Source organism: Bacillus sp. TH50 (assembly GCF_016650565.1).
GTDB classification, from domain to species: domain Bacteria; phylum Bacillota; class Bacilli; order Bacillales; family Bacillaceae_G; genus Bacillus_A; species Bacillus_A mycoides.
The window spans coordinates 511644-537616 of record NZ_JAEKFM010000003.1 but is presented as its reverse complement, the minus strand read 5'-3'; the positions used below and the strand labels follow the sequence as shown (position 1 = coordinate 537616).

General features: G+C 34.1%; 29 protein-coding genes and 3 pseudogenes. 24 read left to right on the top strand and 8 right to left on the bottom strand.

Annotation, left to right across the window (positions count from 1 at the left end; translation table 11 throughout):
• The first annotated feature begins 45 nt into the window (after positions 1-45).
• A complete protein-coding gene (locus JFU23_RS02860) occupies positions 46-1083 on the top strand; it encodes an SDR family oxidoreductase (RefSeq protein ID WP_201031305.1) in 1038 nt (345 codons plus the stop codon).
• 59 nt (positions 1084-1142) lie between these two features.
• Here JFU23_RS02860 and JFU23_RS02855 read toward each other — a convergent pair whose 3' ends face one another.
• Positions 1143-1934, bottom strand: a complete 792-nt coding sequence (locus JFU23_RS02855; protein WP_201031304.1) for a DUF4240 domain-containing protein — start codon at positions 1932-1934, stop codon at positions 1143-1145.
• 206 nt (positions 1935-2140) lie between these two features.
• Between JFU23_RS02855 and JFU23_RS02850 the strand changes: the two genes are divergently transcribed.
• Both JFU23_RS02850 and JFU23_RS02845 read left to right on the top strand, forming a co-directional pair.
• The gene (locus JFU23_RS02850; RefSeq protein ID WP_061674859.1) at positions 2141-2608 is read left to right on the top strand and encodes an NUDIX hydrolase; all 468 of its coding nucleotides are present in this window, start codon (positions 2141-2143) and stop codon (positions 2606-2608) included.
• A gap of 21 nt (positions 2609-2629) precedes the next feature.
• The gene (locus JFU23_RS02845) at positions 2630-3274 is read left to right on the top strand and encodes an alpha/beta hydrolase (RefSeq protein ID WP_201031303.1); all 645 of its coding nucleotides are present in this window, start codon (positions 2630-2632) and stop codon (positions 3272-3274) included.
• Positions 3275-3325: 51 nt separating this feature from the next.
• On the opposite strand, the gene tet is transcribed toward JFU23_RS02845, so the two are convergent.
• Positions 3326-5269, bottom strand: coding sequence for a tetracycline resistance ribosomal protection protein (gene tet / locus JFU23_RS02840; RefSeq protein ID WP_201031302.1), 1944 nt, complete (start codon positions 5267-5269; stop codon positions 3326-3328).
• Positions 5270-5533: 264 nt separating this feature from the next.
• Between tet and JFU23_RS02835 the strand changes: the two genes are divergently transcribed.
• From JFU23_RS02835 to JFU23_RS02795, 9 genes are all read left to right on the top strand, one after another.
• Positions 5534-5962: a MarR family winged helix-turn-helix transcriptional regulator gene (locus tag JFU23_RS02835; RefSeq protein WP_000204168.1), complete on the top strand. Its 429-nt coding sequence runs from the start codon at positions 5534-5536 to the stop codon at positions 5960-5962.
• An 18-nt stretch (positions 5963-5980) separates the two neighbouring features.
• Complete coding sequence (locus JFU23_RS02830) at positions 5981-6619, top strand: nitroreductase family protein (RefSeq protein ID WP_000185377.1); 639 nt, start codon at positions 5981-5983, stop codon at positions 6617-6619.
• 46 nt (positions 6620-6665) lie between these two features.
• Positions 6666-6959, top strand: coding sequence for a putative quinol monooxygenase (locus JFU23_RS02825; RefSeq protein ID WP_000583822.1), 294 nt, complete (start codon positions 6666-6668; stop codon positions 6957-6959).
• A 305-nt stretch (positions 6960-7264) separates the two neighbouring features.
• Positions 7265-7771, top strand: a complete 507-nt coding sequence (locus tag JFU23_RS02820; protein WP_088039655.1) for a DUF3902 family protein — start codon at positions 7265-7267, stop codon at positions 7769-7771.
• Positions 7772-8195: 424 nt separating this feature from the next.
• Positions 8196-9362: a serine hydrolase domain-containing protein gene (locus JFU23_RS02815; protein WP_201031301.1), complete on the top strand. Its 1167-nt coding sequence runs from the start codon at positions 8196-8198 to the stop codon at positions 9360-9362.
• A gap of 329 nt (positions 9363-9691) precedes the next feature.
• Complete coding sequence (locus JFU23_RS02810; RefSeq protein ID WP_201031300.1) at positions 9692-11434, top strand: adenine deaminase C-terminal domain-containing protein; 1743 nt, start codon at positions 9692-9694, stop codon at positions 11432-11434.
• Between the two features lie 117 nt (positions 11435-11551).
• Positions 11552-12073 carry a hypothetical protein gene (locus tag JFU23_RS02805; RefSeq protein ID WP_085311770.1) on the top strand — a complete coding sequence of 174 codons (522 nt, stop codon included), beginning with the start codon at positions 11552-11554 and terminating at the stop codon, positions 12071-12073.
• 288 nt (positions 12074-12361) lie between these two features.
• Positions 12362-12676, top strand: coding sequence for a hypothetical protein (locus JFU23_RS02800; protein WP_242483478.1), 315 nt, complete (start codon positions 12362-12364; stop codon positions 12674-12676).
• A gap of 1 nt (position 12677) precedes the next feature.
• Positions 12678-12839 (top strand): hypothetical protein, encoded by a 162-nt coding sequence (locus tag JFU23_RS02795; protein ID WP_176126993.1) that lies wholly within the window; start codon positions 12678-12680, stop codon positions 12837-12839.
• 66 nt (positions 12840-12905) lie between these two features.
• Here JFU23_RS02795 and JFU23_RS02790 read toward each other — a convergent pair whose 3' ends face one another.
• Complete coding sequence (locus tag JFU23_RS02790; RefSeq protein WP_201031299.1) at positions 12906-14285, bottom strand: catalase; 1380 nt, start codon at positions 14283-14285, stop codon at positions 12906-12908.
• Between the two features lie 271 nt (positions 14286-14556).
• On the opposite strand from JFU23_RS02790, the gene JFU23_RS02785 reads away from it, so the two are divergent.
• Entirely contained in the window at positions 14557-15774 is a 1218-nt protein-coding gene (locus JFU23_RS02785; protein WP_201031298.1) for an aspartate aminotransferase family protein, read from the top strand.
• Positions 15775-16077: 303 nt separating this feature from the next.
• Positions 16078-17529, top strand: coding sequence for an MFS transporter (locus JFU23_RS02780; protein WP_012261183.1), 1452 nt, complete (start codon positions 16078-16080; stop codon positions 17527-17529).
• Positions 17530-17597: 68 nt separating this feature from the next.
• Here the strand turns inward: JFU23_RS02780 and JFU23_RS02775 are convergent, their stop codons facing one another.
• From JFU23_RS02775 to JFU23_RS02765, 3 genes are read right to left on the bottom strand one after another with little or no spacing between them, the layout of a single operon-like run.
• On the bottom strand, positions 17598-18704 hold the full coding sequence (locus JFU23_RS02775) for a DUF4018 domain-containing protein (protein WP_201031297.1): 1107 nt from the start codon (positions 18702-18704) through the stop codon (positions 17598-17600).
• Positions 18679-19842: a DUF58 domain-containing protein gene (locus JFU23_RS02770; RefSeq protein WP_201031296.1), complete on the bottom strand. Its 1164-nt coding sequence runs from the start codon at positions 19840-19842 to the stop codon at positions 18679-18681. Before JFU23_RS02770 ends, JFU23_RS02775 begins: the two co-directional genes overlap by 26 nt.
• Complete coding sequence (locus JFU23_RS02765) at positions 19839-20768, bottom strand: AAA family ATPase (protein ID WP_061674891.1); 930 nt, start codon at positions 20766-20768, stop codon at positions 19839-19841. The genes JFU23_RS02770 and JFU23_RS02765 overlap by 4 nt, the downstream gene beginning before the upstream one ends.
• Positions 20769-20972: 204 nt before the next feature.
• Here JFU23_RS02765 and JFU23_RS02760 point away from each other — a divergent pair, with 204 nt between their 5' ends.
• Positions 20973-21290 (top strand): PadR family transcriptional regulator, encoded by a 318-nt coding sequence (locus JFU23_RS02760; protein WP_002142294.1) that lies wholly within the window; start codon positions 20973-20975, stop codon positions 21288-21290.
• A 7-nt stretch (positions 21291-21297) separates the two neighbouring features.
• Positions 21298-21834, top strand: a pseudogene (locus JFU23_RS02755) (DUF2812 domain-containing protein).
• A 117-nt stretch (positions 21835-21951) separates the two neighbouring features.
• Here the strand turns inward: JFU23_RS02755 and JFU23_RS30420 are convergent.
• A pseudogene (locus JFU23_RS30420) lies at positions 21952-22190 on the bottom strand (hypothetical protein).
• A 123-nt stretch (positions 22191-22313) separates the two neighbouring features.
• Complete coding sequence (locus JFU23_RS02750; RefSeq protein ID WP_000433610.1) at positions 22314-22562, bottom strand: hypothetical protein; 249 nt, start codon at positions 22560-22562, stop codon at positions 22314-22316.
• A gap of 281 nt (positions 22563-22843) precedes the next feature.
• Between JFU23_RS02750 and JFU23_RS02745 the strand changes: the two genes are divergently transcribed.
• The 8 genes and pseudogenes from JFU23_RS02745 to JFU23_RS02720 all read left to right on the top strand — a co-directional run bounded on the left by JFU23_RS02745 (position 22844) and on the right by JFU23_RS02720 (position 25960).
• Positions 22844-23227: a VOC family protein gene (locus JFU23_RS02745; protein ID WP_201031295.1), complete on the top strand. Its 384-nt coding sequence runs from the start codon at positions 22844-22846 to the stop codon at positions 23225-23227.
• Positions 23228-23242: 15 nt separating this feature from the next.
• Positions 23243-23785 (top strand): GNAT family N-acetyltransferase, encoded by a 543-nt coding sequence (locus JFU23_RS02740; protein ID WP_201031294.1) that lies wholly within the window; start codon positions 23243-23245, stop codon positions 23783-23785.
• Positions 23785-24369, top strand: a complete 585-nt coding sequence (locus tag JFU23_RS02735; protein ID WP_016101152.1) for a kinase — start codon at positions 23785-23787, stop codon at positions 24367-24369. The genes JFU23_RS02740 and JFU23_RS02735 overlap by 1 nt, the downstream gene beginning before the upstream one ends.
• Positions 24359-24460, top strand: a pseudogene (locus JFU23_RS31315) (DUF3887 domain-containing protein); the annotation flags it as partial. The gene JFU23_RS02735 and the pseudogene JFU23_RS31315, both read left to right, overlap by 11 nt.
• 81 nt (positions 24461-24541) lie before the next feature.
• Positions 24542-24760, top strand: coding sequence for a hypothetical protein (locus JFU23_RS30190; RefSeq protein ID WP_078184928.1), 219 nt, complete (start codon positions 24542-24544; stop codon positions 24758-24760).
• A 60-nt stretch (positions 24761-24820) separates the two neighbouring features.
• A complete protein-coding gene (locus JFU23_RS02730; protein ID WP_242483477.1) occupies positions 24821-24997 on the top strand; it encodes a hypothetical protein in 177 nt (58 codons plus the stop codon).
• 133 nt (positions 24998-25130) lie between these two features.
• The gene (locus JFU23_RS02725; protein ID WP_002032883.1) at positions 25131-25493 is read left to right on the top strand and encodes a hypothetical protein; all 363 of its coding nucleotides are present in this window, start codon (positions 25131-25133) and stop codon (positions 25491-25493) included.
• A gap of 23 nt (positions 25494-25516) precedes the next feature.
• Entirely contained in the window at positions 25517-25960 is a 444-nt protein-coding gene (locus tag JFU23_RS02720; RefSeq protein WP_201031293.1) for a hypothetical protein, read from the top strand.
• The last annotated feature ends 13 nt before the right edge of the window (positions 25961-25973 follow it).

Genomic DNA, 25973 nt, shown 5'->3' with positions numbered 1-25973 from the left:
CGTTTAACAAAAGAAAGGATTTTCAATCACGAATGGGGGAGAAACATGAAGATTCTAATTCTAGGTGGTACACGTTTTTTAGGAAGAGCTTTCGTAGAAGAGGCATTAAAAAGAGGGCATGAAGTTACATTATTTAATCGCGGAACGAATAAAGAAGTTTTTCCTGAAGTAGAGCAGTTAATCGGTGACAGAAATGATGATGTTTCAAGTTTAGAAAATCGAAAATGGGATTTGGTCATAGATACGTGTGGATTTTCTCCTCATCACATTAGGAATGTAGGAGAAGTACTTAAAGATAATATAAAGCATTATACATTCATCTCAAGCCTTTCCGTATATAAAGATTGGATTCCGTATCACATAAAAGAAGATTATAAATTACTACCTGAACCAACAAGTGATAAGGTAAAAGCTGTAGAGAATGGTGAAATATCTCCTTATGAGTATTACGGTGCGCTTAAAGTATTATGTGAAAAAGAAGCAGAGAATTATTGGCCGGGGCGTGTTTTACATGTAAGAGCAGGACTTCTTTCAGGGATGTTTGATTATACAGATCGGCTTCCATACTGGATTGGGCGTGTAGTAAAGGGAGGAGAAGTGTTAGTTCCAGGAAGAAAAGAGCGTCCAGTGCAGATAGTTGATATAAAAGACGTGGCAAACTGGGGACTAAACATGGCAGAAACCAATAAAGCAGGTACATTCAATGTTACAGGTCCAAATTATGAATTGACGATGGAAGAGCTATTAAATACGTGTAAAAAGGGTACGAATAGTGATGCTGCATTCGTTTGGGTTGATGAATCGTTTATGAATGAACATAAAGTGCAGCCTTGGACAGAGATACCTTTATGGCTTCCAGAAACTTTTTCATTGGAAGGTGAAACGAAGCCGTGGAAAGGTGGGTTTTCTATAAGTATTGATAATGCTGTGAAAGAAGGGCTTACTTTTAGGAAATTAGAACATACAGTTACAGATGTATATGAGTGGATGAAGAGTGTGGACGAATGGGAATTAAAAGCAGGTATTTCAATTGAAAGAGAAAAGGAGCTGTTAGATAAGTGGAATGAAACAAAGAGAGTGTAAATAAGGATTCTATGAAAACAGGACTCTGTCTATTGGTTAAACAGAGTCCTAATATTTATCTACCATTCAATTGGTTCTTCCCCATATATTTCCCATAACTTAGGAAACATCTTTTTCAAACCGTCTTCGTCATCTTCATTCCAGTCAAACTCGATATCTATATCGTCGAATTTTTCATTAGATAAGACATGATAAAGTGTAAAGTAAGTATCATTTTCATCCCCGGTTTTTTCTGCATATACAGTGTATCCAAAGTATAATGAAAGTTCTTCAATATTTGGTACGTCATACTCACTCAAATTTTCTAATACAGGAATTAACCGTTCTGGATCTTCAATACACGCTTCGTATGTTTCTTTTCCTTGATATAATAACCACCCGCGGAAGTAATCAAAACTATCATCTGAACAACCGCCCATAATTATATAAGCAGCTGCCCATAAGTGAGGCGTATAGGAAGCTTTTAAAGTACGATGCATATGTGTATCAAAAGCTACAATTTCATGTACTGTACGTTTAGCAAGGTGAGAAGTGAGCCATTCTATTTGTTCTTCTTGGTCTTCGCCTTTCGTTTTTGCACGAGCGATTATCTCCCAAAATTCTTCTTCTGTTATCGTTTTTTCTTTTATGTAATCTTCCCATAGAATAGGGTCGGTATATCCTTTTTTTCGTTTGGAAGCGATTAGTTTGTTAGCTTCTTTTATGCATTCTTCTTCTGTTTCAAATTCTTTCGCTTTCACACTACCAGCTGTGCCAATTTTTCCGTAAAACACAACGTAGTCTCTATCTTTCACAACGATTTTCCAAAACTTATTTGATTTCTCAGTTTGCTGGATTAATAACGTTTCCATTCGTACCCCCATATTGCTTTTCTAGTATGCATTGTGATTGTAACATATGTATAAATACCTGTAATGACAAAAAGGTAAGTGTAGTTTTCGGAAAGTTCGAAAATCATTGAATGCAATAGAAAAATTTAGTAATCTTATTTGTACAGCACATACATAATAGTTTTGTAATGATTTGATATTTAAATAATATATAGGGGGCATTCAGGATGGATCTTACGTTTAAAGTAGAGGAAACATGTTTTAATTACCGAGTCGGAGCAATTTGTAAACAAGGTAGTAAAATACTTATCCTTCAAGATGAAGGTGAAGAGTATTGGTACGTACCAGGCGGAAGAGTGAAAATGCTAGAAAATAGTGAAGATGCGTTAAAACGAGAGCTTGCGGAAGAACTAGGCGTACCTATTGAAGTGAAGAGATTAATATGGTCAGTAGAAAACTTCTTTACACTTTCTGAGCGAAAGTTTCATGAGATTAGTTTTTATTATGAAGTAGAATTGCATGAATTACCTGCAAATGGGGCGGATCAATATATTCTTGAAGAAGAAGGTAGAAAATATTTATTTAAGTGGGTGCCGGTAGAAGAGTTAGATGCATATAACTTACAGCCAGCGTTTATAAAAGATAAAGTAAAGGATGTATCAGTTCATACAGAACATATCGTGTTACAAAAGTAAGCGTGCTTGGAGGGAAAAACGGTGAAGGGGACTAAAAAAGAGATACATATAGATGATAAAGTCATTCGTTACACACATATCGAAAAAGGTTCTAATACAATTTGTTTTATGTTCTCAGGTTCAGGCTACAATTATGACAAGCCGTTATTTTATTATGCAACGATGCTTATGCTTGAAAATAAAATAGATGTAGTACATATTCATTATTCCTACGATAGACAATTAATGGAAAAACCAATAGAAGAAGTAACGAAAGTAATGGTGGATGATATTAATCCTATCATTAATGAAGTGCTAAGAAATGGACAATACAACGATTCGATGTTTTTAGGAAAATCACTCGGAACAATCCCAATTGCGAATGATTTATTGAAGAGAGAAGAATTTGCACATTCAAAAATGATATTGCTTACACCATTACTAACTGTTGATTCGATTTTTGATTCGATCTTACATAGTCGTCACGAAGGAATTTTAGTAATTGGGGATAAAGATCATCAATACAATGCAGGTCAAATTGAGCAATTAGATCAATCGAATTTAAAAATCGAGGTTGTGAAGAACGCAAATCATTCTGTAAATATTGGGGAATTTGAAACGGAAAATTCAATTGAAGCTATAGCGAAAGTAATAGAAAAACTTAAAGAAGTTGTTAGGACAAATTAATTTAAGTTTCAATACATGCAAAAAGAGGTGCAATTTGCACCTCTTTTTTATTTAATAAGCCTTCAACACATGAAGTAAATAATCTTTCCGATTTAGCGGATTGAAGTCAACACGTTTTCGAGTAGGGAAGGGAGCCGTCAGCTTTGTGAAACCAGTTGGCTTTGTTATAAAGATACCTTCTCCTTCAGTAAATGAATGGAGCATTCGTTTAAAATCCTCTGTTTTTGCAACAGGTAATGATCCTGTTAAATGGTAAGAATCATTATGCAACGTAGGCTCTGCAAAAGTTGCTGGGATAGCAGCTAGTTTATACATTGCGGTACTAATTGCGTGCTCTGGAACAGTTAATTCAAATTCATTTATTGGTTCAAATACACATGTTTTGGCTTGTTTTAAAGCATCCATTAATACGAGCGGTGTTAAATTTCTAAAGTCACTCGCTGTTGTAACAGGACTGGCATAGCCGGTATGTGTTAATGTGACGATAATGTCCGTAACTTCCCATCCAAATAAACCTTGTTTTAACGTTTGAAATACTGTATCTTCAATCGCTTTATGAAATGCTAAAGGTAGTGATCCAAGTTCAACACCTAAGTTATACGTTATGCCAGAGTTAAGCGCGCCACGTTCAACTTTGAACCCAATTGTTGCGTAAAAAGGATTCTCTTTTTCACCCATTACTTCAACGCTATTCCCTAAGTCAATTGGTTTTTCAATACATACAACTCGCGTGTTTGAAAAGGTAACTTGTAGACGGTATTTTTCATAAAGTGTTGTTTCAATAACTTCTTTTTGCACTTCACCGAAAAGGCGAATGTATAGTTCATTATGAACATCGTCTTTCCAAACCTTAATGAGAGGATCTTCTTCGCATAGCTCCATAAGTGCAGCGTATAAATCATGAATTCGTTCTTTAGGCACTGCTTCAATAGCAGCTTCCATTTGTGGTTCGGCAAAGTGAAGATCCTTTATATAATCCGTCCGCTTACCGATAATATCACCAATTTTAATATTCGTAAGTCCCCACACTTTGCAAAACTCTCCGCTTTGAACAGTAGAAGATTGAACGGCATCTCCATTATGAAACATGCACATTTTTTTAATCTTTTCCTTATGTGGTAGAGACTCTCCACGCTGTATATCAACATATTTTCTAACGTGTAAACAACCAGAAAATAGTCTTACGTAAGCAATCTTTTCGCCAGAAGATTCACGTTCAATTTTAAAAACAACACCGGATAATATTTCATCTTGTGCCGATTTAGTAGCTGGAATTAAGGCTGAAATATTTTTAAGTAATTCAGTTACTCCTATACCTGTCATTGCTGAACCAAAAAAGATAGGAAACACATTTGCTTGCTGTATTTGCTTTTCGAGTTCTTTTCTTAATAGTGCATCCGGTATTATTTCGTTATTTACATATGACTCAAGCAATGATTCGTTAAATGGTGCTAATCGTTCAATACAATCGTCATAGGATTTATATTCAATAATCCGTACTTCCTTTGTACCTTCGTTTTCTACAGAGTAGAAGGGGGATGCTTCATTTGAAAGAAGCTCTTTTATTTGTTTCACAACTTTTTCAGTATTTGCGCCACTACGGTCTATTTTATTAACAAATAATATAGTAGGTATGTTTAATTTCTGTAATGTCCGCATTAAAATCTTCGTTTGTGCTTGCACACCTTCAACGGCAGAGATAACTAAAATCGCACCGTCTAAAACGCGGAATGATCGCTCCACTTCAGCGATAAAATCAGCATGTCCAGGTGTATCAATAACATTTACTTTTAAATCATCAATAAAGAAAGAAACGACAGATGCTTTAATCGTAATTCCGCGTTGTCTTTCTAATTCCATTGAGTCAGTTTGCGTATTACCACTATCTACTCGGCCAATTTCTTTAATCACATTCGTCTCATAAAGAATTCGCTCAGTCAAACTCGTCTTGCCAGCGTCTACGTGCGCGACAATCCCTATATTTATTGTTGTCATATATAAATATCCTCATTTCACTTTCCATTTTTAATTCCTCATTTCTATTTGTGTATTGCCGCATTACAATCACTCTCCAGTCATTTAAATTATTACTATTATAATGCATTTTCCATTTTTTGTAACGCTACAAAGTACCTTAATTTGGAAAAAATAAAAAGAAAACAAAATGCTTGCATTCTAAATCGATATAGATTATATTAATTGACATATCAACTATTGATGCATCAAACATTTTTGATTTGGATGTAAAGGAGGGGTAATTTGACAAGTTCATGCTCAAAAGAAGCAATAATTTTATATAAATTACACTTCCTCAATAAAGAAGTAAGTTCGAAGTTTGAAGGGTGTACGGGTATGAGTCAATCTAGACTAGAGCTTATACTTCAGTTATATGAAGTAGATGAAATTAGTCAAAAAGCACTTCAGCAAGAAGTGAATATTGATAATGCCGCGATTACGAGGCATTTAAAACAGCTGGAAGCAAATGGAATGATTACAAGACGTAAAAATCCAGATGATAACAGAATTACGTTAGTTTCTCTTACAGAAGAGGGACGAAATAAAATTCAAGTGTATCAAGAGGAAAAAGAGCGTTTCGCAACATCTGCATTTAAAGGATTAAGTGAAGAAGAACGCGATAATCTTTTAACAATGCTAGACCGCATTCAAGAAAACATAAAAGAATTATAAAAAAGGGAGAATACAACTATGACTAATTCAGTAAAAACAAATGATTTTAACGAAATTTTAACAGGACGTCGTTCAATTCGTAAGTACGATCCTTCAGTGAAAATTAGCAAAGAAGAAATGACAGAAATTCTTACAGAAGCAACACTTGCACCATCTTCAGTAAACATGCAACCATGGAGATTCCTTGTTATTGAAAGTGACGAAGCAAAAGCAACACTGGCTCCACTTGCAAAATTCAATCAATCTCAAGTAGAAACATCTTCAGCGATGATTGCTGTATTTGGTGACTTAAACAACTTTGATAACGCAGAAGAAATTTACGGTACAGCAGTAGAGCGCGGACTTATGCCAGCTGAAGTAAAAGAAGATCAAATGAAAAAACTTTCAGGTTACTTCTCAATGGTTACACCAGAAGTAATGAAAGATACTGTACTAATTGACGGTGGTCTTGTAGCGATGCAATTTATGTTAGCAGCACGTGCTCACGGCTATGATACTTGCCCAATTGGTGGATTTGAAAAAGACCAAATCGCAGAAGCTTTCGGATTAGACAAAGAGCGTCACGTACCAGTTATGTTAATTTCAATCGGAAAAGCTGCTGACAGTGGTTATCCATCAGTACGTCTTCCAATTGAAAAAGTTGCTGAGTGGAAGTAATTTTATAACAAAACAGAAATAAGTGAGATATGAGAGGGGAAACACCATGATTATTATTCACGCAATATTTCAAGTAGATCCAGCAAAACAACAATCATTTTTAGAAGAAATTCAGCCACTACTTCATGGTTCAAGAGAAGAAAGTGGAAATGTATCTTACGATTTATATAAAGATACTGAAAAAGAAAGTGTTTATACGATGGTAGAAGTATGGAAAGATGAAGCAGCAGTTGCGAGTCATAATACGAGTGAACACTTCACATCTTTCGTTAGTAAAGCATCACAGTTTTTAACTGCTCCGCTTGATATAAAGGTTTATAGCGGTGAACTAGTAAAATAATATGGTTATAGAAGATGACTTTGGCGTATGCTGAGGTCATCTTTTTTATTTACTTATATTTAATTGCATGTTAATGTATACTTAATTTTTTAATATCTCTACCAATGGAAAAAGAATATACAAGCTATATGGAACTCTTTGTAGAGTATTGCTTCTTTAATTGTTCATGAGTATATCTTTGTTTTATTAATATAGAATGAAAAAAGGATACGTTAGAGCTAAACGATTAATGGGTAGCATGTTAATAAAAAATTACATGAGTTTAGTAAAAACTTATAATTTATTTTTAAGGGTGTGAAAATATAATGAAACCGGTATTGAAAAGCATACTTATTTCCTTTACTTTTTCTGCAGTAGGGATGTGCTGGTTGCTGTTCATGTTATTTAGAGGAGGCGGAGACTGGTTATTGTCTTGGGTAGGTGTATTAATGGCATATTTATCTTTATACACTTTAATAGATTTATATTGTAAAAATACATACGAAAAAACATTAAATATAGTGCTTATAAAATCAACAGTTACTACCTTTAGTTTTGGAGTATTAGGAATCATATTTGGTATAATACACGAGCTATTAACACCATGGAGTCTCAGTTTAATGGTTTGGTATTGGTTGCTAACTCTACTTTTATTTTTAACGACCATAATATTATTAGTTATTTTAATATTTGTAAATCGTAAAGATCAAAATTTCCCCGGGGTATATAGATTACTTATACTTCTAAATTTACTTCTTACGTTAGGACCAGTATTGTGGCCACTATTTCTTACTATTATTGGAAATGGTATGAATGCTAGTGCAGGGTGGTAAAAGTGAATGAAATGAAAAGTTGATATAGGGTTTTAAGTATGTAAGAGAACGTGTTTTGATAAATTGAAAACACGTTCTTTTTTATTGTTAATCTTAATATAAACTCCTTAAATTTATAAGATAATTCGATTGGGAAAAAGATATGTTACTGGAACAAACATATATGTACCTTTGAAACGAACACAATTAATGAATCATCTTAAAAATAATAAAGACGAGGTGAAATGAAAATAAGGGCAGTTAAGTGGCTGTCCTTATTTTATATGCCCTTTTTATTTTCATGCATAGCTCTTTCTCAGTTTATCGTATCAAAATTTGAACGTAAGTATTTCGTAAGGAATGGATAAGAAAAAAGAGAGTTTTATCATATAGGATTAAAGTATAACTTGAATTAATCCGATATTAATAGAGAAGAGGGAGCCTTATGAAAAAATGTAATTCAATTAAGTTAGCAAGTTTAGCAATTTTATTAGCGGGTACTACTCTATTCACACCAGGTTTTACTGTGAAAGCAGAGTCTGTTCAAAATTTATCTAGTCCGTCACAATCACATGATCAAAAGAATCGGAATGGTTGGAAACAAGTAATGCAGGAAACAGTACAGCTTGGAACCCCAGGAATATTAGCGAAGACGTCTAACAATGGAAAGATTAGTAGTTATACTGCTGGCGTCGCGGATTTAAATACAAAGAAAACAATGAAATCGGATTATCGTTTTCGGATTGGGAGTGTGACGAAGACTTTTACCGCTACGACTGTTCTTCAATTAGTAGGAGAAAATCGCGTGCAACTTGACGATCCAATTGAAAAGTGGCTACCGGGTCTCATTCAAGGTAATGGGTATGATGGCAATCAAATTACGATACGTCAACTTTTGAATCATACGAGTGGTATAGCTGAATACTTAAAGTCAAAAGATGCTGACATAATGAATTCGAGAAAAACGTTTACAGCAGAAGAAATAGTGAAAATAGGACTTTCTCTACCTCCAGATTTTTCACCAGGTAAGGGATGGCTGTATTCAAACACAGGATACGTAATATTGGGAATGCTTATTGAAAAAATAACTGGAAATAGTTATGCGGAAGAAATTGAAAAGCGAATTATTGAACCTTTGGATCTGTCAAATACGTTTTTACCAGGGAATTCACCCGTTATTCCAGGAAAGGATCATGCTCGTGGGTATATGAAAATAGACGAAACAAGTGAATTGAAAGACATGACTTATTATAATCCGAGTTTAGCTAATTCAGCTGGAGATATGATTTCTAATGCGGACGATTTAAACAAATTCTTTTCATTTTTACTTGGTGGTAAGTTACTGAAAGAACGTGAGCTAAAAGAAATGCTTACTACAGTTCCTATAGAAGGAAAAGGTGTTGGTGATGGATATGGCCTTGGGATCTATGAGACTAAACTTCCAAATGGTATTTCAGTTTGGGGTCACGGAGGGGCAATTCCTGGATTTACAACTTTTGTTGGCGGAGTAATGGGAGGCAAACATACATTGGCTATTAGTATTAACTCTTTAGGTGCGATTGATATTAATACGCAGTTTAATAAAATGATGCAAATTGAATTTAAGAAATAGATGAAAAGAAAGCGAATGAGATACTGCTTTAAAGGACAGTATTAGCATTCATGGTATGGCAGCAATCAAGTATATGTAGAACATAAATACGGATACAAGTGTAATCCAATCTTATAGTCTAGTATAAAAAAGATGTCAGTTGCATGATATCTTTTTTATTTTGGATCAAAGAGATATATTATGAATTTTGAAAATTGTTATTTTTGTAATTATTCCATATAATAAAGGGTATAGGGGATATACAGGGGAGTTATGAATGGATAATACTTTAGTTAGTTAATTATTTTTGTTTTAATAAATAAAAGTAAATTGATGTGGAGTGAAATACATTGGGACAAAATCAGTTTAGATGGAGTAACACACAATTACGAGAACATGTTGAAGTAATAGATGGCACAAGAAGCCCGCACATTTTATTCAAGAATGCAACATATTTAAATTCCTATATGCGCAAGTGGGTGCAAGCAAATATTTGGATCTATGATGACCGCATTATATATGTAGGAGAAAAACTACCAGAGCAACTACATGAATTTGAATTGATTGATTGTGATGGAAAGTATGTAGTTCCTAGTTACATTGAACCGCATGCACATCCATATCAATTGTATAATCCAGAAACTTTAGCGACTCATGCGATGCAGTTTGGGACAACAACTTTTATTAATGATAATTTAACTTTATTTTTTACCTTACAACGTGAAGAAGCATTTCGTTTATTAGATGAATTTGAAAAGATTCCGGCAAGTATGTATTGGTGGTGTCGTTTTGATGGACAGACTGAACTACAAAATGGGGAATCTTTATTTAATAGTGAAGAAATAATGGAGTGGCTGAAGCATGAAGATGTTCTTCAGGGCGGCGAGTTAACAGCATGGCCAAAACTATTAAATGGCGATGATGAGATGTTAAATTGGGTACAGGAAACAAAGCACTTACAGAAAAAAGTAGAAGGTCATTTTCCCGGTGCGTCTGAATCAACGTTAGCGAAGTTAAAGTTACTAGGTACTGATTGCGATCATGAAGCGATGACAGGGCAGGAAGCTTTCGCTCGTCTTATGCAAGGTTACACGGTTTCTCTTAGGAATTCTTCCATACGTCCAGATTTAGAAGTTTTACTGAAAGAATTGCTGGAATTAGGTGTCAAGCAATTTGATAGATTCATGTTCACAACAGATGGTTCACATCCGTCATTTTATGAAAACGGAATGACGAATAGGATGATAGAAATCGCGATAAAGCAAGGAATACCAGTAATTGATGCCTATAATATGGCAAGCTATAACATTGCTCGTTATTATAATATGGAGCATTTACACGGCGCGATCGCGACAGGAAGAATTGCAAATATTAATATTTTGGAAAGTAAAGAAAATCCGATTCCAATAAGTGTAATTGCAAAGGGGAAATGGATGAAGCGTGACGGAATAAACAAAAATGCATCATTACATATAGACTGGAGTAAATTCAAAGTAACTCCATTATCATTAGACTGGTCTTTAAAGAAAGAAGATATGATTTTTTCTGAAACAACAGGTATAAAATTATTAAATGATGTTATTTCAAAACCATATGTAACTGAAATCGACTTAAACGGTGAAGAACTTTCTATTGAGCATGATGAATGTTTCCTTATGATGATTGCTCGTGACGGGACGTGGCGAGTGAATACAGTTGTGAAAGGTTTTGCGAATGGATTAGGAGGTCTTGCTAGCTCTTATTCCGGTACAGGTGACATCATTCTTATTGGAAAAAGGAAAGAAGATATGCTTACAGCTTTTCATAGAGTAAAAGAGCTTGGCGGGGGAATGGTAATAGCTGAAAGAAATGAAGTGTTACACGAAATTGCATTACCATTGCTCGGGATTATGTCTAATTTGAAAATGAGTGAATTAATACAGAAAGAGAAAAAAATGGTGGAATTACTGCAAGAGCGAGGTTATTCTTTTAACGATCCAGCTTTCACAATACTATTCTTTTCAGCGACTCATCTACCTTTCATTAGAGTGACACCAGTTGGTTTATATGATGTGAAAAGTGGTAAGGTACTTGCTACGTCGATTAAATGTTAAATATAAATCCCCTATAAAAATCAATTTTATAGGGGATTTATTATTTACAGCATAAGAATAGAATTACCTCAAAAACAAATAATATAGTATCTAAATCATTTGAGGTGATACTTAAATATGAAAAAACTATTGTATGTTTTAAGTGTATTTATTTTGTGCGTATCTATACAGCATGTGGTACATTCTCAGTCAAATGCACCAAGGTTATCTTCAGATTGTCTGGAAGAAAGTAAAATTCGTGATGAAAAGTATGTGAAAAACATTATGAATGACATTATATCTACATTTGATTTAAAGATTGATGAAAATAGTTTTTGGGAAATTAGTAAAAGAGACCTAGAGGCTGCGCATTTGATGTATGGCGGAAGGGAAAATGATTCTTATTATAATTCGCTAACTAAAGTTTATGATAGTGGTGGATATAGGGGAGAGCCTAGATTATTTGTGAAGGCGCAAGAAGCATTTTTACTTTATAAAGAAATAGACGATACTAATGTAATGAAACGCCTAAACCTTGAAAAAGGGGAATGGATTGTTACCGAAACGAAAAAGAAGCAAGGGAAAATCGTGGAATACAAGCCGTTACAATGTGAAAAGGATTATCTGGAAAAGAGAAATGAATATCATAATATAAAATGATGTAATGAAAATCTTGAAGGGAATAGTTTTTGTTAATAAATGATAAAAAGCAAGCAATCATATTAGTTTTGTAAATATGGTTGCTTGTCTTTGTTTTAAACAGAATTTCAAAGTTTAATTAACTGAATTTTCTAAATTATATTTATCAAATATTATATAAGTCGCTTAGTATTAGGTTGAGATAAAATATAGTTATTATACAAGAAAGAGGGGGAAGAGTGTGATGACAAATACAAATGAGGAAATCATGTACGTGCACTTTTTTCAGAGGCTGAAGCACACTTTAAGTTGGGAGAAACTCTGCGTGCAGAAGAGCTTATTAATCGCGGAATAAATGTCAGTAAGGAAATTGATAATAAAGAATACCTCCATAGATTTTTAATCCTTGAACAAATGAATAAATTATCAAATACAAATGAACTAGAGAAGGTTGTAATTGAAGGTATTCAATATTTTGAACAGAATAATCTATTAGATGCTGTTTATGAATATACTGAAAAACTTGCAATAAGATTTCATGAAGAAAATAATTATCGAAAAGCTAGTGAATATTTTTATCAAAGTACAGTGTCACAAAAAAATCAATGGAAAAAGGGACATTAAAATGATAAAAAAAGTCAAAATATTTTTAATGGGCATTGTATTTATTGGAACAGTCGCTTTTGGTGGGTCCCAATTTATTCAATATGCAAATCGAGGAGATACACCTGCACCGGTAATTCCGACATACACAAAATCTTCACATGATAGCCTGAATTTATCATAGAAATCACAAATAAGTTCGCCATAAAAAACGTCATTTTCATCATTGAAAATGACGTTTTTTTTATTATTAAAGCCTTTGCATCGTACTCTCAATCCTCTTTGCTAAATCAGCTGACACTTCATGGAAATACCCTAAAACTACCTTTCTTATATCATTGGAGATAACTTTCAAATCACTAGCTAAGTTTTCGGCAAGATGTTCTTTTTCAATTTGTGATAACTTCGCATAATATTCACCAGGCTGCCCAAAGTCGTCTTTCTTAGTTATAGAAGCTCTTTCAAGTTTTCCTTCAACGTATCTTCCGTCACCGCTAGTTGCTTGATTAGCAGGTGTCCAATTTTGCTGTTGGTTGATCGCTAATTTACGAAATTCGGGTCCAATTCTTCTTCTTTGAGAATCACTATAAATGTTAGCGCGACCTTGTAGCATTTTATCATCTGATAGTTCTGCACCGTCTAGTAAATTAGAAGGGGAGAAAGCGACTTTTTCTACTTGTTCTTTATAGTTTTCAGGATTTTTATTTAATACCATTTTGCCTACTGGTATAAGAGGATACTCCTTTTCATCCCATACTTTTGTATCATCTAAAGGGTCATAAGAAAGGTGTGTTTCATCTTTAGGATCCATGAGCTGGACATATAAACCATATTCCACTGCTTTACCAGCCTCAATTGTATCGTATAAATCTTTCCCGCTATAATCAGGATTTTCGGCGGCCAGTTTATTTGCTTCCTCACTAGTAATGAATTGTACACCTTCAAATGGATACCAATGATACTTTACATACTTTCGATAACCTTGAGCATTTCTCCAAACATATGTATTTACACTATGTCCTGGGATGTGGCGAAGACTTTTTGCCGTACCAGCATCAGAGTATAAACGGACAACAAAGTGAATGGATTCGGGTGCTCTAGCAACAAAATCCCAAAATCTATCAGGGTCTATTAAGTTATTTTTAGGTGAAGGCAATAACGCATTAATAGTTTCAGGGAAACGCATCGGATCACGAACAGAAAAGACAGGAAGGTGATTACATAAAAGATCAAATACGCCTTCTTTTGTATAAAATTTTGTAGCAAAACCTCGTACATTTCTAGAAGTATCAGGTGTTCCTTTCGTACTAACAGCTAATGAAAATCGAACCATAACAGGAATTTTCTCATTAGAATTTTGTAAAAAGCTTAGTTTTGTATGTTCAGACATCGGATATATCGTTTGAAAATAACCGAATGCACCAAATCCTTTTGCATGAACAGGTCTTTCTAAAATTTTTTCGTGAATAAATTCTTGTAACGCCTCGTGCAGTACATTATCTTGCTTTAAAATAGGTCCACGTGAACCAACTGTTTGAGAGTGAAGTATAGCTTGTTCATTACGTTCTCCATTTTCATTAAAGCCTTTCTCTAGTAAAGATTGTCCCTGTTTATCATAGTTTTCATCCATCGATATAGCCTCCAAATCTTTTTTTTCCATTGTTACTAAATATGATTTTATAGCCTTGATTATGTATGACACGCAAAGTTCAAAATAGTAACAGACCGCTAGATGAAAAAAACGTGTATGTAGTGGACCTGTTGAAATAGAAGAAATTATGGAAAAATGAATATCGGGAAGAAAATTACTATTAAAATTACAATCTTAAAAATGAATTTATACATGACTTTATAGAGAATGAACATAAATAAACAGGGAAAATAACTAGGAGGAATTTAAAATGTCGGATTGGTTTCAATTAGATAAAGAATATATGATGCCTACGTATTGTCGTACGAAGGTTGCAATAGAAAGAGGAGAAGGGTGCAAGCTTTATGATGTGGATGGTAAAGAGTATGTAGATTTATTTTCTGGTGTCGGAGTGAACGTATTAGGGTATAATCACCCGAAAATCGTGCAAACGACAATGGAACAAGTTACGAAATCTCTGCATCTTCCGTTTCATTTTTTAAACCCAGTTGCGATTGAGTATGCAAAGAAATTAGTTGATTGCTCTTTAAAAAATGGAAAAGTCTTTTTTACAAACTCTGGTACGGAAGCGACAGAAACAACGTTGAAATTAATTGATAAATATAGAGCGAATACGCATGAGGAACGTGAAGGAATCGTAGTGCTGAAGAATAGCTTCCACGGGCGTACGTTAGGGGCACTTCATTTTACGAGACAAGAAAGTGTATATCAAAATTTCCCTAAAACATCGATTCCTGTATATGAAGTAGAGCGCGAGAATATAGAGCAATTAGAAGAAACAATTGTTAAAGAAAATCCAATTGCGATTATGCTAGAGCCTGTATTAGGTAGCGGGGGGATATACCCTTTATCGGGTGAATATTTACATGGTGTTCAAAACTTATGTGATAAATATAATGTCATTCTTATCGTTGATGAAGTTCAAAGTGGTATGGGGAGAACTGGTAAACTATTTGCTTATCAAAATTTCAATATTACACCGGATATTATTCAAATTGGTAAGGGAACAGGAGGCGGGATACCGCTTGGCGGAATTGTTGTAGGTGAAAAGTTATGTGATGTATTTGCACCAGGAGATCACGGCACAACGTTTGCTCATTCTTCAATGGGAACGGCTTTAGGGTTAACGGTTTTAAATACATTGATTGACGATGGTTTAATGCAAGAAGCGTATGAAACATCACACTATCTAAATGATAAATTGCAAGAAATTCAGAAAGAAAATTCTTATTATATTCAGGAAGTACGTCATGCTGGAATGATGTTTGGAATTAGTTTGAATGATAAGAATGAAAATGTTAAGAAATTACAGGTGGAGCTAATGGAGAAAGGAATGTTAGTTGATGTTACACAAGGGAACATCATCCGTTTACTTCCTCCATATATAATTACTAAAGAAGAAATTGATGCATTTATTTATGAGTTTATCTCCTGTATTCATAGCTTATCAGCTATAGCGAGTGTTTAAAAAACTTTATAAAAAAGCACCTTATTTTTAATTCAAATAGGAAGAAAATAGGGGTGGAAAAAATAAATTTAGATATTAAAATAAAAAGCTGAAAAAGGTACTCGTATAGCGCCTTCTTCAGCTTTTTAAAATAGTAAATTACTTAATCTAGGAAGCATCTCGTTGGACAAATAATTAATTATGTGAAACAATAATAACAGATAAGGAGACGTTGCTTTTCCTTAAGTGCTTCGTATTGAATTTATTCTAGTAAGAGAAGGTGTGCTTAAAGAAGTTAAATTAAATAAGGGGCTGTTTTACTATATGCAACAAAATAATGATTTAAATTTTGAACCTCAAGACGTTAATATTGTCAATTCTAAACAAGCGAAAAAAGCAGTTATTGCTACTGGCATTGGGAATGCAATGGAGTGGTTTGACTTTGGATTATACGCGTATTTAGCGGTAATATTAAGTCAATTATTCTTCTCAGGTGTGGATAATAGTGGTTTGCAACTTGTATTAACATTTGGTACATTTGCGGCGGCCTTTCTCGTTCGACCAATCGGAGGTATTTTCTTTGGTAGAATAGGAGATAAATACGGCCGAAAGATTGTTTTAAGTACAACTATTATTTTAATGGCACTTTCTACATTATTCATCGCATTACTACCAACCTATGAACAAATTGGTGTATGGGCACCAATACTACTTTTAATTGCTCGAATGATTCAAGGCTTCTCTACAGGCGGCGAATATTCAGGAGCAATGGTTTATATCGCAGAATCTTCTCCAGATAAAAAGCGTGGTATACTCGGTAGTGGTCTTGAAATTGGAACACTCTCAGGTTACATTGCTGCCTCGGTAATTGTTACCATTTTGACGTTATTATTAACAGATGAGCAAATGCTCAGCTGGGGATGGCGTATTCCTTTCTTAATTGCTGCACCAATTGGTTTGGTCGGTTTATATTTACGACGTCATTTAGATGAATCTCCAATCTTTCAAGAGATGGAAAAAGCACAAGAGGAATCTGAAGACAACGAACAATTTTCATTTATGGATATATTAAAATATCACAAAAAAGACTTCTTATTAAGCACAGTAATTGTTGCCTTCTTTAACATTACAAACTATATGATCCTTTCGTATATTCCTTCTTATTTAACACAAGTACTAAAAGTCAAAGAAACAACGGGCTTATTAATTATTTCAATTACGATGGCACTTATGATTCCACTGGCACTTTATTTCGGTAAATTAAGTGATAAAGTAGGTAATAAACGAGTAGTACAAATTGGCTTACTTGGTTTAGCATTATGTTCAATTCCAGCATTTTTATTAATTGGTAACGGACATATTGTAGCCATGTTTGCGGGTATTTTCATTTTAGGTTTCTTCCTTAGTGTATATGAAGGAACATTGCCTTCGTTATTACCAGCACTCTTTTTCACCGATGTACGTTATCGTGCGCTTTCTATCTCCTTTAATATTTCTGTATCTATATTCGGTGGTACAACACCGCTCGTATGTTCATACTTAGTTCATGCTACTGGTAATCCACTAGCACCAGCATTTTATTTAACAGGTGTAAGTGTAATTGGATTAATTGTGTTTAGTGTACTGTTTGTCACAACCTCAGGACGTGCACTAAAAGGTTCTTACCCTACTGTAGAATCGAAAAAAGAAGCACATCAAATTGCTAAAGAGGATCCTGAAGAAACACTTTGGTGGCATGAAGAATCTTTAGAAATTGAAGCAGGAAAAAAAGCATAATTTGTGAAAAGCAACGTGGACTTTTACACAAAAAGACTCCTAGTTTAATAGGAGTCTTTTTGTATACATCATTTTCTCTTCTTCTTCAAACTCTTCTGATACGCATAAAGCTTATGAACCTCTTCCTTAAATTCATGCAGAAGTACAGTGTTTTCACCATTTGAATAACGAACTGCATTATACGCGTCTATAATAATATGACTCTGAATATTTACCTCTTCTTCATCATTAATTCTTTCTAGCCAAGCTTCAACAGTTTCTCCTCGTTCTCGGTTTAAAGGAGGAGATAGCTTACTCTCGAGTTTGAAAATTTCTTTTCGAATTTCGTTATGTGGTGGTTTATTTCGTTTGAAGCGTTTTTGGCTAATGCCTTCTTTATCAGTAATGATTGTAGATTCAAAGACAGGCATATTTGGTAAACTTAAATGTTTTCGTTTTTTTACTATTTTCCAAACGACGTAAATAGCGATGGCTGTACAGGCTATTATTGTAATGCTATTAATGAGAGTTGGATCAAAAGGACGCTGCCCCAATTCCTCTTTAATTTGAGGATCTTTTAAATTTCCTTTATTCGACCAAAAGTCGTCTGTATCTTTTAATGCAGCTGCCGAGAACAATGGATTTAAAGCATAACCAAATCCTAAGGCAACTACTTGTATGATATAGGAAAAAAGAAGCCGATAAGGAAATATCGGAATAAGTAAAGCGCTAATTATTCCAATCGTAATAATAGAAGTGAAACGTAATAGCTGTTGATTACGATTGGAACCTGTTAACCAAAATGTAATCATAATGTGTAAAGTTAATAGTAACAATTTCCACAATGGCGGAAAGGGGGCATAAAATATAGCTGAAACGACAAACCATACAATACCGCCTAACGATTTTTGTACTGGATATCCCGGTCCAACAGAGTGTACGATAAAGAAAAACAGTGGTAATAATATTGTGCCTAAAATAGAGAAAGGTAGAAATAAAGAACAACCGATTATTTGAATAACTAACAGTAGTACAAATCCTGTTGTTTTTTTCCTCATTAATTTATGAATAAGAACTACACCTACATAGCCTGTTGCTAAAAATATAGCAATACCAACTAGTTCGTCTCTTTCCGTTAATAATGAAAGAAGGAGGAGCAGAATAAAGTCATTAACGTGATAGAGCCAAGTTTTCAAGCTTTTCCACCATCCCTTCATTATTAATGAGGAACGTAGGCTGAGATAGAAAAGGGAGCTCCTTTTTCTGCAAACCAATGTATATCATTGTAGATGAGCGTTCCCTTTTTCTCGTTACATAGTGAAGAAATCCTTGTTTCGGAAGTAGCGTACTATCATCTGAAATACGTGCTAATTCTTCTAACGCTTTGGCATAATGTGTTTGTCCTTCGTTTAATGGTAAAAGCAAAGGGCCATCTTCTGCTAAAACACTAATAAATAACTCAAACGGAATTTGATGCTTCGTTGCGAATTGACAAATGTACGTTGTAAATGAAATAAGGTCTTCTACATTTTCTTTCCAACCAAACCCACGATCAGCAGCTAAAGAAAGACAAATCGTCCAACTATAATTTTTTACTGGTTCATATTGCTTCGCTTGTAACGCCTGCATTTTAGCGGATGCTTTCCAATGGATAGAGCGGAAAGATTCGCGTTCATATCGTTTAACACCGATAATGGATGTTTCATCATTGTAAAAAGAGAAATTCGTTCGATACGAACCTGTTAATAGTTGCTGGAGTTCTTGTAAACCGGCTACCTCTTTAGGAGAAGGGTACACAATGATTTCAGTCTTTAACTTATCGAAAACAGGTAAATGTACAGTTAAAAGATGAAAAGGATCTTTTAAAACACATTCGAACTGTTCAATTTGAAACACACCACGCTTCGTTGCGGTTAATGTTAAATCCCATTTTTGTGCCGAATGAGCAGGTTGTGAAAATGGGAAAGAAAATAACGTTTTTGATATTTGTTCAATCCCTTGATCTTTATGCGGTATAAGGGAAGAATCTAAATGAAAATAACAAACACCATTAACGAGTGGTATATTTGCCCCATTTTTTAAATGAATAAAAAACTGTCCAGATTCACCAGGGAAAAGCCGAGTTGTTTGTTTCTCGTTTATTACTTGAAACTTTTTCTCTATGTAAGCGACATATTTATAAATAAAAATCGCAAATAAATAGTAGAAGAAAAAGAGAAACATAATAATTCGTTGCGGCAGAAAAAACGTAAATAGTATAGCGCCTGGCACAGTTAATTGAATAATATGGAGCTGAAAAAATAAAGGTACAGTTACAACGCGCTGTCCATTCATGCTTGTTCAATCTCCACAGGTACGTCTACTTCTTTTAAAATCCTTTGCATTAATTCATTTTTTGTCGTACGTAAAGCTCCTTCCATTGACAAGACGATACGGTGATTCCAAACAGAAGGAACTAAAAATTGTATATCTTCAGGCGTGCAATATTCTCTCCCGCGTAAAAAGGCTAATGCTTGAACGGCACGTACTAAAGCTAATGTAGCACGCGGGCTTACACCGTTAGCAATGTAATCATGATTTCTTGTAGCGTGAGCAAGCTTAATAATGTAATGTTCTAACGGTTCTGATACGAAAATTTCTTTCACTTGTTTCTGTGCTTCTAAAATGTCTTCTAAAGAAATGACAGATGTGACGCTTTCTAACGGTGCATTGTTACGAAAACGGCGCATCATTTTTAATTCATCTTCAGGAGACGGATAACCAATTGAAATCGTCATTAAAAAGCGATCAAGTTGTGCATCTGGAAGAGGGAAAGTTCCTTGTGATTCAATCGGGTTTTGCGTCGCAATAACAAAGAATGGTTTCGGAAGAGGAGTAGACTGCTTTTCAAGCGTTACTTGTCGTTCTTCCATCGCTTCTAACAAACTAGATTGTGTTCTCGGCATCGCACGGTTAATTTCATCTGCAAGTAATATGTTTGTCATAACTGGTCCAAGTCTTAATTCGAATTCACTAGTTTTTGGATTGAAATATTCAATACCTGTTACATCACTCGGAAGTACATCAGGGGTAAATTGAACGCGAGAAAAATTACCACCAATGCTTTTAGAAATTGTTTTTGCTAGTAATGTTTTTCCAGTACCAGGTACGTCTTCAAGCAGTACATGTCCATCAGCAAGCAGTGAAACGAGGAGTAAATCAATTACATTTTCCTTACCGACAAAAACAGATCCTATGTTTTCTTTCAATTTAGTTATCATATGTATCATTCCTTTCAAAATAAAAGCGGATATTTCTATATTTTAACAAATTATTCAGAAAATTGATATGATTTTTTAATTCAAAGAAATGGATATTTAATTTTAATATTACACTTGCATATTTTGGAATATGATTATACAATATCGTTATGCGATGTATCGCGAGTCGATATATCATGAAGCGATGTATCGGAGGTAGTTATAATGAATGCGAAAGCGCAAAAATACATTCCATTAACTGAGGCGACATATTACATATTGTTGTCACTTGTAAAGCCAATGCATGGTTATGGAATTATGCAAATGGTAGAAGAGATGACAAATGGGGAAGTAAAGCTCGGTCCTGGTACTTTATATGGGAATACTACGAAGTTATTAAAAGAGAAATTGATTGTTGAAGTTGCCTCTACAGACAGAAAGAAGTGCTATGAGTTAACACCGTTTGGGAGAGAAGTGTTAGAGCTAGAGTATAACAGACTGCAGAGATCTGTAAGAAATGGAAGCAGTATATTAGGGGAGTGAATGGAAGATGGAGACAAAGAAGGTACTCAAATTTTTCGCGGCATGGAGTTTAGAGAAAGAGGAAGCTTTTTTAAGAAAAATGCATCAACAAGGCTGGGCACTACAAAAATACAATGTGATGTATACGTTTAAGAAAACGGAGCCGAAAGATGTAATATATAAAGCGGATTTTAGATTGGATTATAAAGATTCAAAAGAAAAACAAAAAGAATATATTGAACTATATGAAATGTGTGGCTGGAAACATGTAACGAGTTTTACAAAATAGAATTATTTTTGTAAGGAAGTAGAAGAGGAAAATGAGTTGCCGGATATATATTCAGAAAAAGAGACGAGGATACAAAAACTAAAGGAGTTATCACTATTCTTTGTTATTATGTTAGCAACTATATTACCATCAATGTATAACGTATTTTTAAGTCCGATAGAATCAAGAGTGCCTATTTGGGCGAAAGTTATGGTGGGGGTTGTTAGTTGTATGTGGATGTATCTCTTTATAAGGCTCTCTTGGAAAATTAAGAAATTGAAAAGCGAAATATTATAATAAAGATTGGATTTTAAAAGAAGATGATTTCGTAGATATTATACGGGAATCATCTTCTTTCATTTCTATGTAATTTTATTTTGTTCACTCTTTTTTACATAATAAAAGACTGTATATTTAAGGCATAGAACTAACAGTTACAAAGATAATACTAGTAATAATACCTAAAAAAGTCATAAATGATGAAGAAACGATTAATAATAATGAACACTGATTAATACTATTTTATTAGAGTTTTGATGTTTAAAGTGGTAATAAAGTAAAAAGCCGCAAACAGTAGAAACAATCCATATAGCTAGACCGTAAGGAGTTGTTATCTTCTTCCAATCGAAAATCCAAAAGTAGAGTATAATCATGTGGCAAACTAATCTCTTATGTAAATATTACCAGAAGAGTATGGAGAATACGTTTTGTACTACCTCATTAAAAGGAAAAATCCCTTAAAGAAAAATCTATTTCTATAAGGGATAGTAATGATTTTATGAGAAAGACTGATTTTGCGCAGGTTTTATAAATTGTTCTGGGTTTTCAACAAGCCCACATACAGCACATTGGACGCGGTAAGTAGGTCCTTGATAAGCCATATGAAAAGCGTTCATCGTTTCATTTGTGTATTCTTCTTCTACTTGACCTGTTTGTGGATTTAATTTTACTGGTTTTACTTGTTGCTCAAGAATATTAAAGCGCGTTCGGTTCGTTTTACAGCTTGGACATAGCATTGGTTCCATATGTATACACCTCCATTTGTAGCATTTCTTAAGCGGTATGATTTTATGCAAGTAAAAAAACTTTCTCAATATAAATAGGTGTTTATTATATTTAAAATTCAGAAAAAATAAAATATAATAAATGTAAGAACTGGTTATGTCCAAACCAAATCTCCTGTTTTATGCCAATAAGCTGGGGGCCGAGAAATCGGCCTCATTTTTTTGTGCTCATCTCAATAAGGTACAAGGTTTTTAAAAACATTTGTCGAATTTTTAGAGGTGAAGGTTAAGGGGGAATAATTATGAACTTAAAAATGAAATACATTATTTTATATGTAGAAAAGTTTGAGCAATGTCTTCAGTTTTATAAAGAAATTTTAAGATTGCCAATAAGAGCAGAGCACGGTACATATATTGAATTTGAAACAGGAGCAACAATTTTAGCGATGAATACACGAGAGGATGTTAAGGAGTTAACGGGACTACCTCTTACAGAAGGTGTACTACAATCTTCTCATTTTGAGTTAGGGTTTGTTGTAGATGATGTTAAGGAAACGATTGAGAAATTAAAAGAACAAGGGGTTAAAGTCCTAGTTGAGCCAATCGTAAAACCGTGGGGACAAACAATTGCTTACATTGCCGATCCAGACGGTAATTATATTGAAATTTGTAGTTCATTAGAATAGAAGGAGAAAAAGAGGATGGGGTTTCCAAAATTAGAGACAGAACGCTTACTATTAAGAGAACTTACACTATTAGATGCAGAAGCGATGTTCCATTATTTTTCAAAAGAATCCGTTATTCGTTATTTCGGAATGGACTCTTTCGAAAATGTTGAGCAAGCGAAAACAACTATTCAAACGTTTAGAAAGCGTAATGAAGAGGGAAGTGTATTTCGCTGGGGAATAGAGAAGAAAGGCACGGATCAATTAATTGGTACGTGTGGGTTTCATTTAATTAACAATCATCATAAACGAGCTGAAATTGGTTATGAGCTAGATGATACATATTGGGGACAAGGATACGCAACCGAAGCACTGCAAGCAATGCTAGCTTTCGGATTTGAAACGTTGCATTTTATAAGAATTGCAGCTGTCGTATATATAGAAAATGAAGCTTCCCGTAATTTATTAAAAAAATCCGGATTTCAAGAAGAAGGATTACTTCGAAAATATATGATTCAAAATGATGTTGCTCATGACACGGTCGTTTATTCATTATTAAAAGAAGATTGGCAAAAGTAATGAGCACAAATGAGATAATGAAGGTTATTAAGGACCATAAAGATGAGCGATTTATACTAGGTATAGATGGACTAAGTCGTTCGGGTAAAACAACGTTGGTTAAAAAATTAGAAGAAAATATGAAACGAAATGGAATCCCGTTTCATATTTTTCATATTGATGATCACATAACCGAGCGTAACAAGCGATATAATACTGGATTTGCAGAATGGTATGAGTACTATAACCTTCAATGGGATATCGATTGCTTGCAGCAAAACTTATTTCAAAAGTTACAAAGTGACATGCAATTAGAGTTGCCATACTATCATGATGAAACAGACTCATGTGAAATGAAAGAAATACAGCTTCCTTTAGTAGGTGTAATAATTGTAGAAGGAGTTTTTCTTCAACGAAAAGAATGGAGAGATTTCTTTCATTATATGGTGTATTTGGATTGTTCAAGAGAGACAAGGTTTCTACGTGAAAGTCCGGAAACGCAGAAGAACCTTCCAAAGTTTCAAAGTAGGTATTGGAAGGCTGAGGAGTATTATTTGGAAGTGGAATTGCCGAGGGAGAGAGCGGATTTAGTAATTACAAAATGAAGCTAAGTATCAAGAAATGCATGAAAAATTTGATAGCAAGATGAAAACCGCATTATCAGAGGGGAAAATGAAAGATCTTACGCCTGTAATGTTAAGCGATAATAAAGTTGTTTAAAAAATAATAAAATCCTTTAAAAAATAATAAAGTTCTTTAATTCTTATAGAGCTAACCATGCAGGTTAGCTCTATAAAAAAATTCAATTTATTACAAAGTGTAGAAAAGCATAATTTTTCAAAGGCAAAGCAAGAATGGGTATATTATGGAATGGTAGACAATAAGTTAACTGTCATCTATGTTGCCATGAAAGAGTTTAAATGGCATGAACTACAATTTGTAGGGCAGTTTATGAGTTCACAACAAAGAGAACGCTATAATATCATATTAAAATAAAAGAGGGGTAGAACATGCCATTCCATATAGGTAGTGCAAGAGCAGGTTTTACTAAGGTAAGTGGTACTAGGGGTAGGTGCATTCTATAAGTATTTAGGATATAGAGAAAACGGTAAAGATGTAATGGAACGACACGAAGCTTATGTTGAGGATATTCATGTAGAAACTGTAACGAAATACGGTAAAGTATACTGGAATACGATTGATAGTGAACTAGAATATGCAAAAAAAGATTAGTGAACTAGGATATACAGAAAAGGAAACTCTTAGAGATGTATAACTTAGGGCAGATAGATGTTTGAGAGACTATGGTTACGCTATAAAATAGTAGACTTTAGGAGAAATAAATCTATTTAAAGGGGTACCAAGGATGGGGAAATTCAAGAAAGACCAAAAAGTAGTTGCACTTACATTTGAGGGGTTAACGCCATGTACCATTGTAAGAGTTGGTTGGATTTTTATTACGGTACAGGTAGAGGAAACAAAACATCTGTATTCGATTACAAAAGGTAAGATAGTTCCTTTAGAAGAAGACAAATACTACTTATTAGAAGAGTGTATAAATGAAGAAGGTAACTTTGAAATAGGCGATGTGTTTGGTATTATTGATTCATCGAACTTAGAAAGTGTAAAGAAAGAATTTGCTAACAACGGTGAATTCGAGAAGAAAGATGGACAATATTATACAAGACTTAAAACAGGTAGTGAGTTACTGAAACAATACTTCAACTAATATTTCACAAAGGAGTATGCAATATGATTGAGATGAAACAGGTAAAAGTAGGGAGAGACCAAAAGGAGTCTCTTTTTGTTTTAAATGGTAAAGGTGACATTATATTAAGTACAGAGAAAAGGTCCATCTTAAACAGTTGGTGTAATCTATTAGGGATAGAGATACCGACTAATGTAAAAATAACAGAAGTAGACAATGTACATATAACTACATATCAAGTAGAGAAGACTGTCATGTGTAAGGAATTTATAGATAAGAAAGAAGTACCTTTAGGGGTATCTCCTTGTCTAACCTTTGTACCTATGAAAGACTGTGATGAATACATGGAAGTAATTGCTTACGTACATATTGACGAGAAAGTCACAACAATCTATATACCGCATGAAACTTCAAATGTATTTGTAGAGTTGTATACAGGAGAAGTAGACACTAGTGTAAAGTTACCATTTTTAAATTATAATTTCTAATAGGATGGTAGGA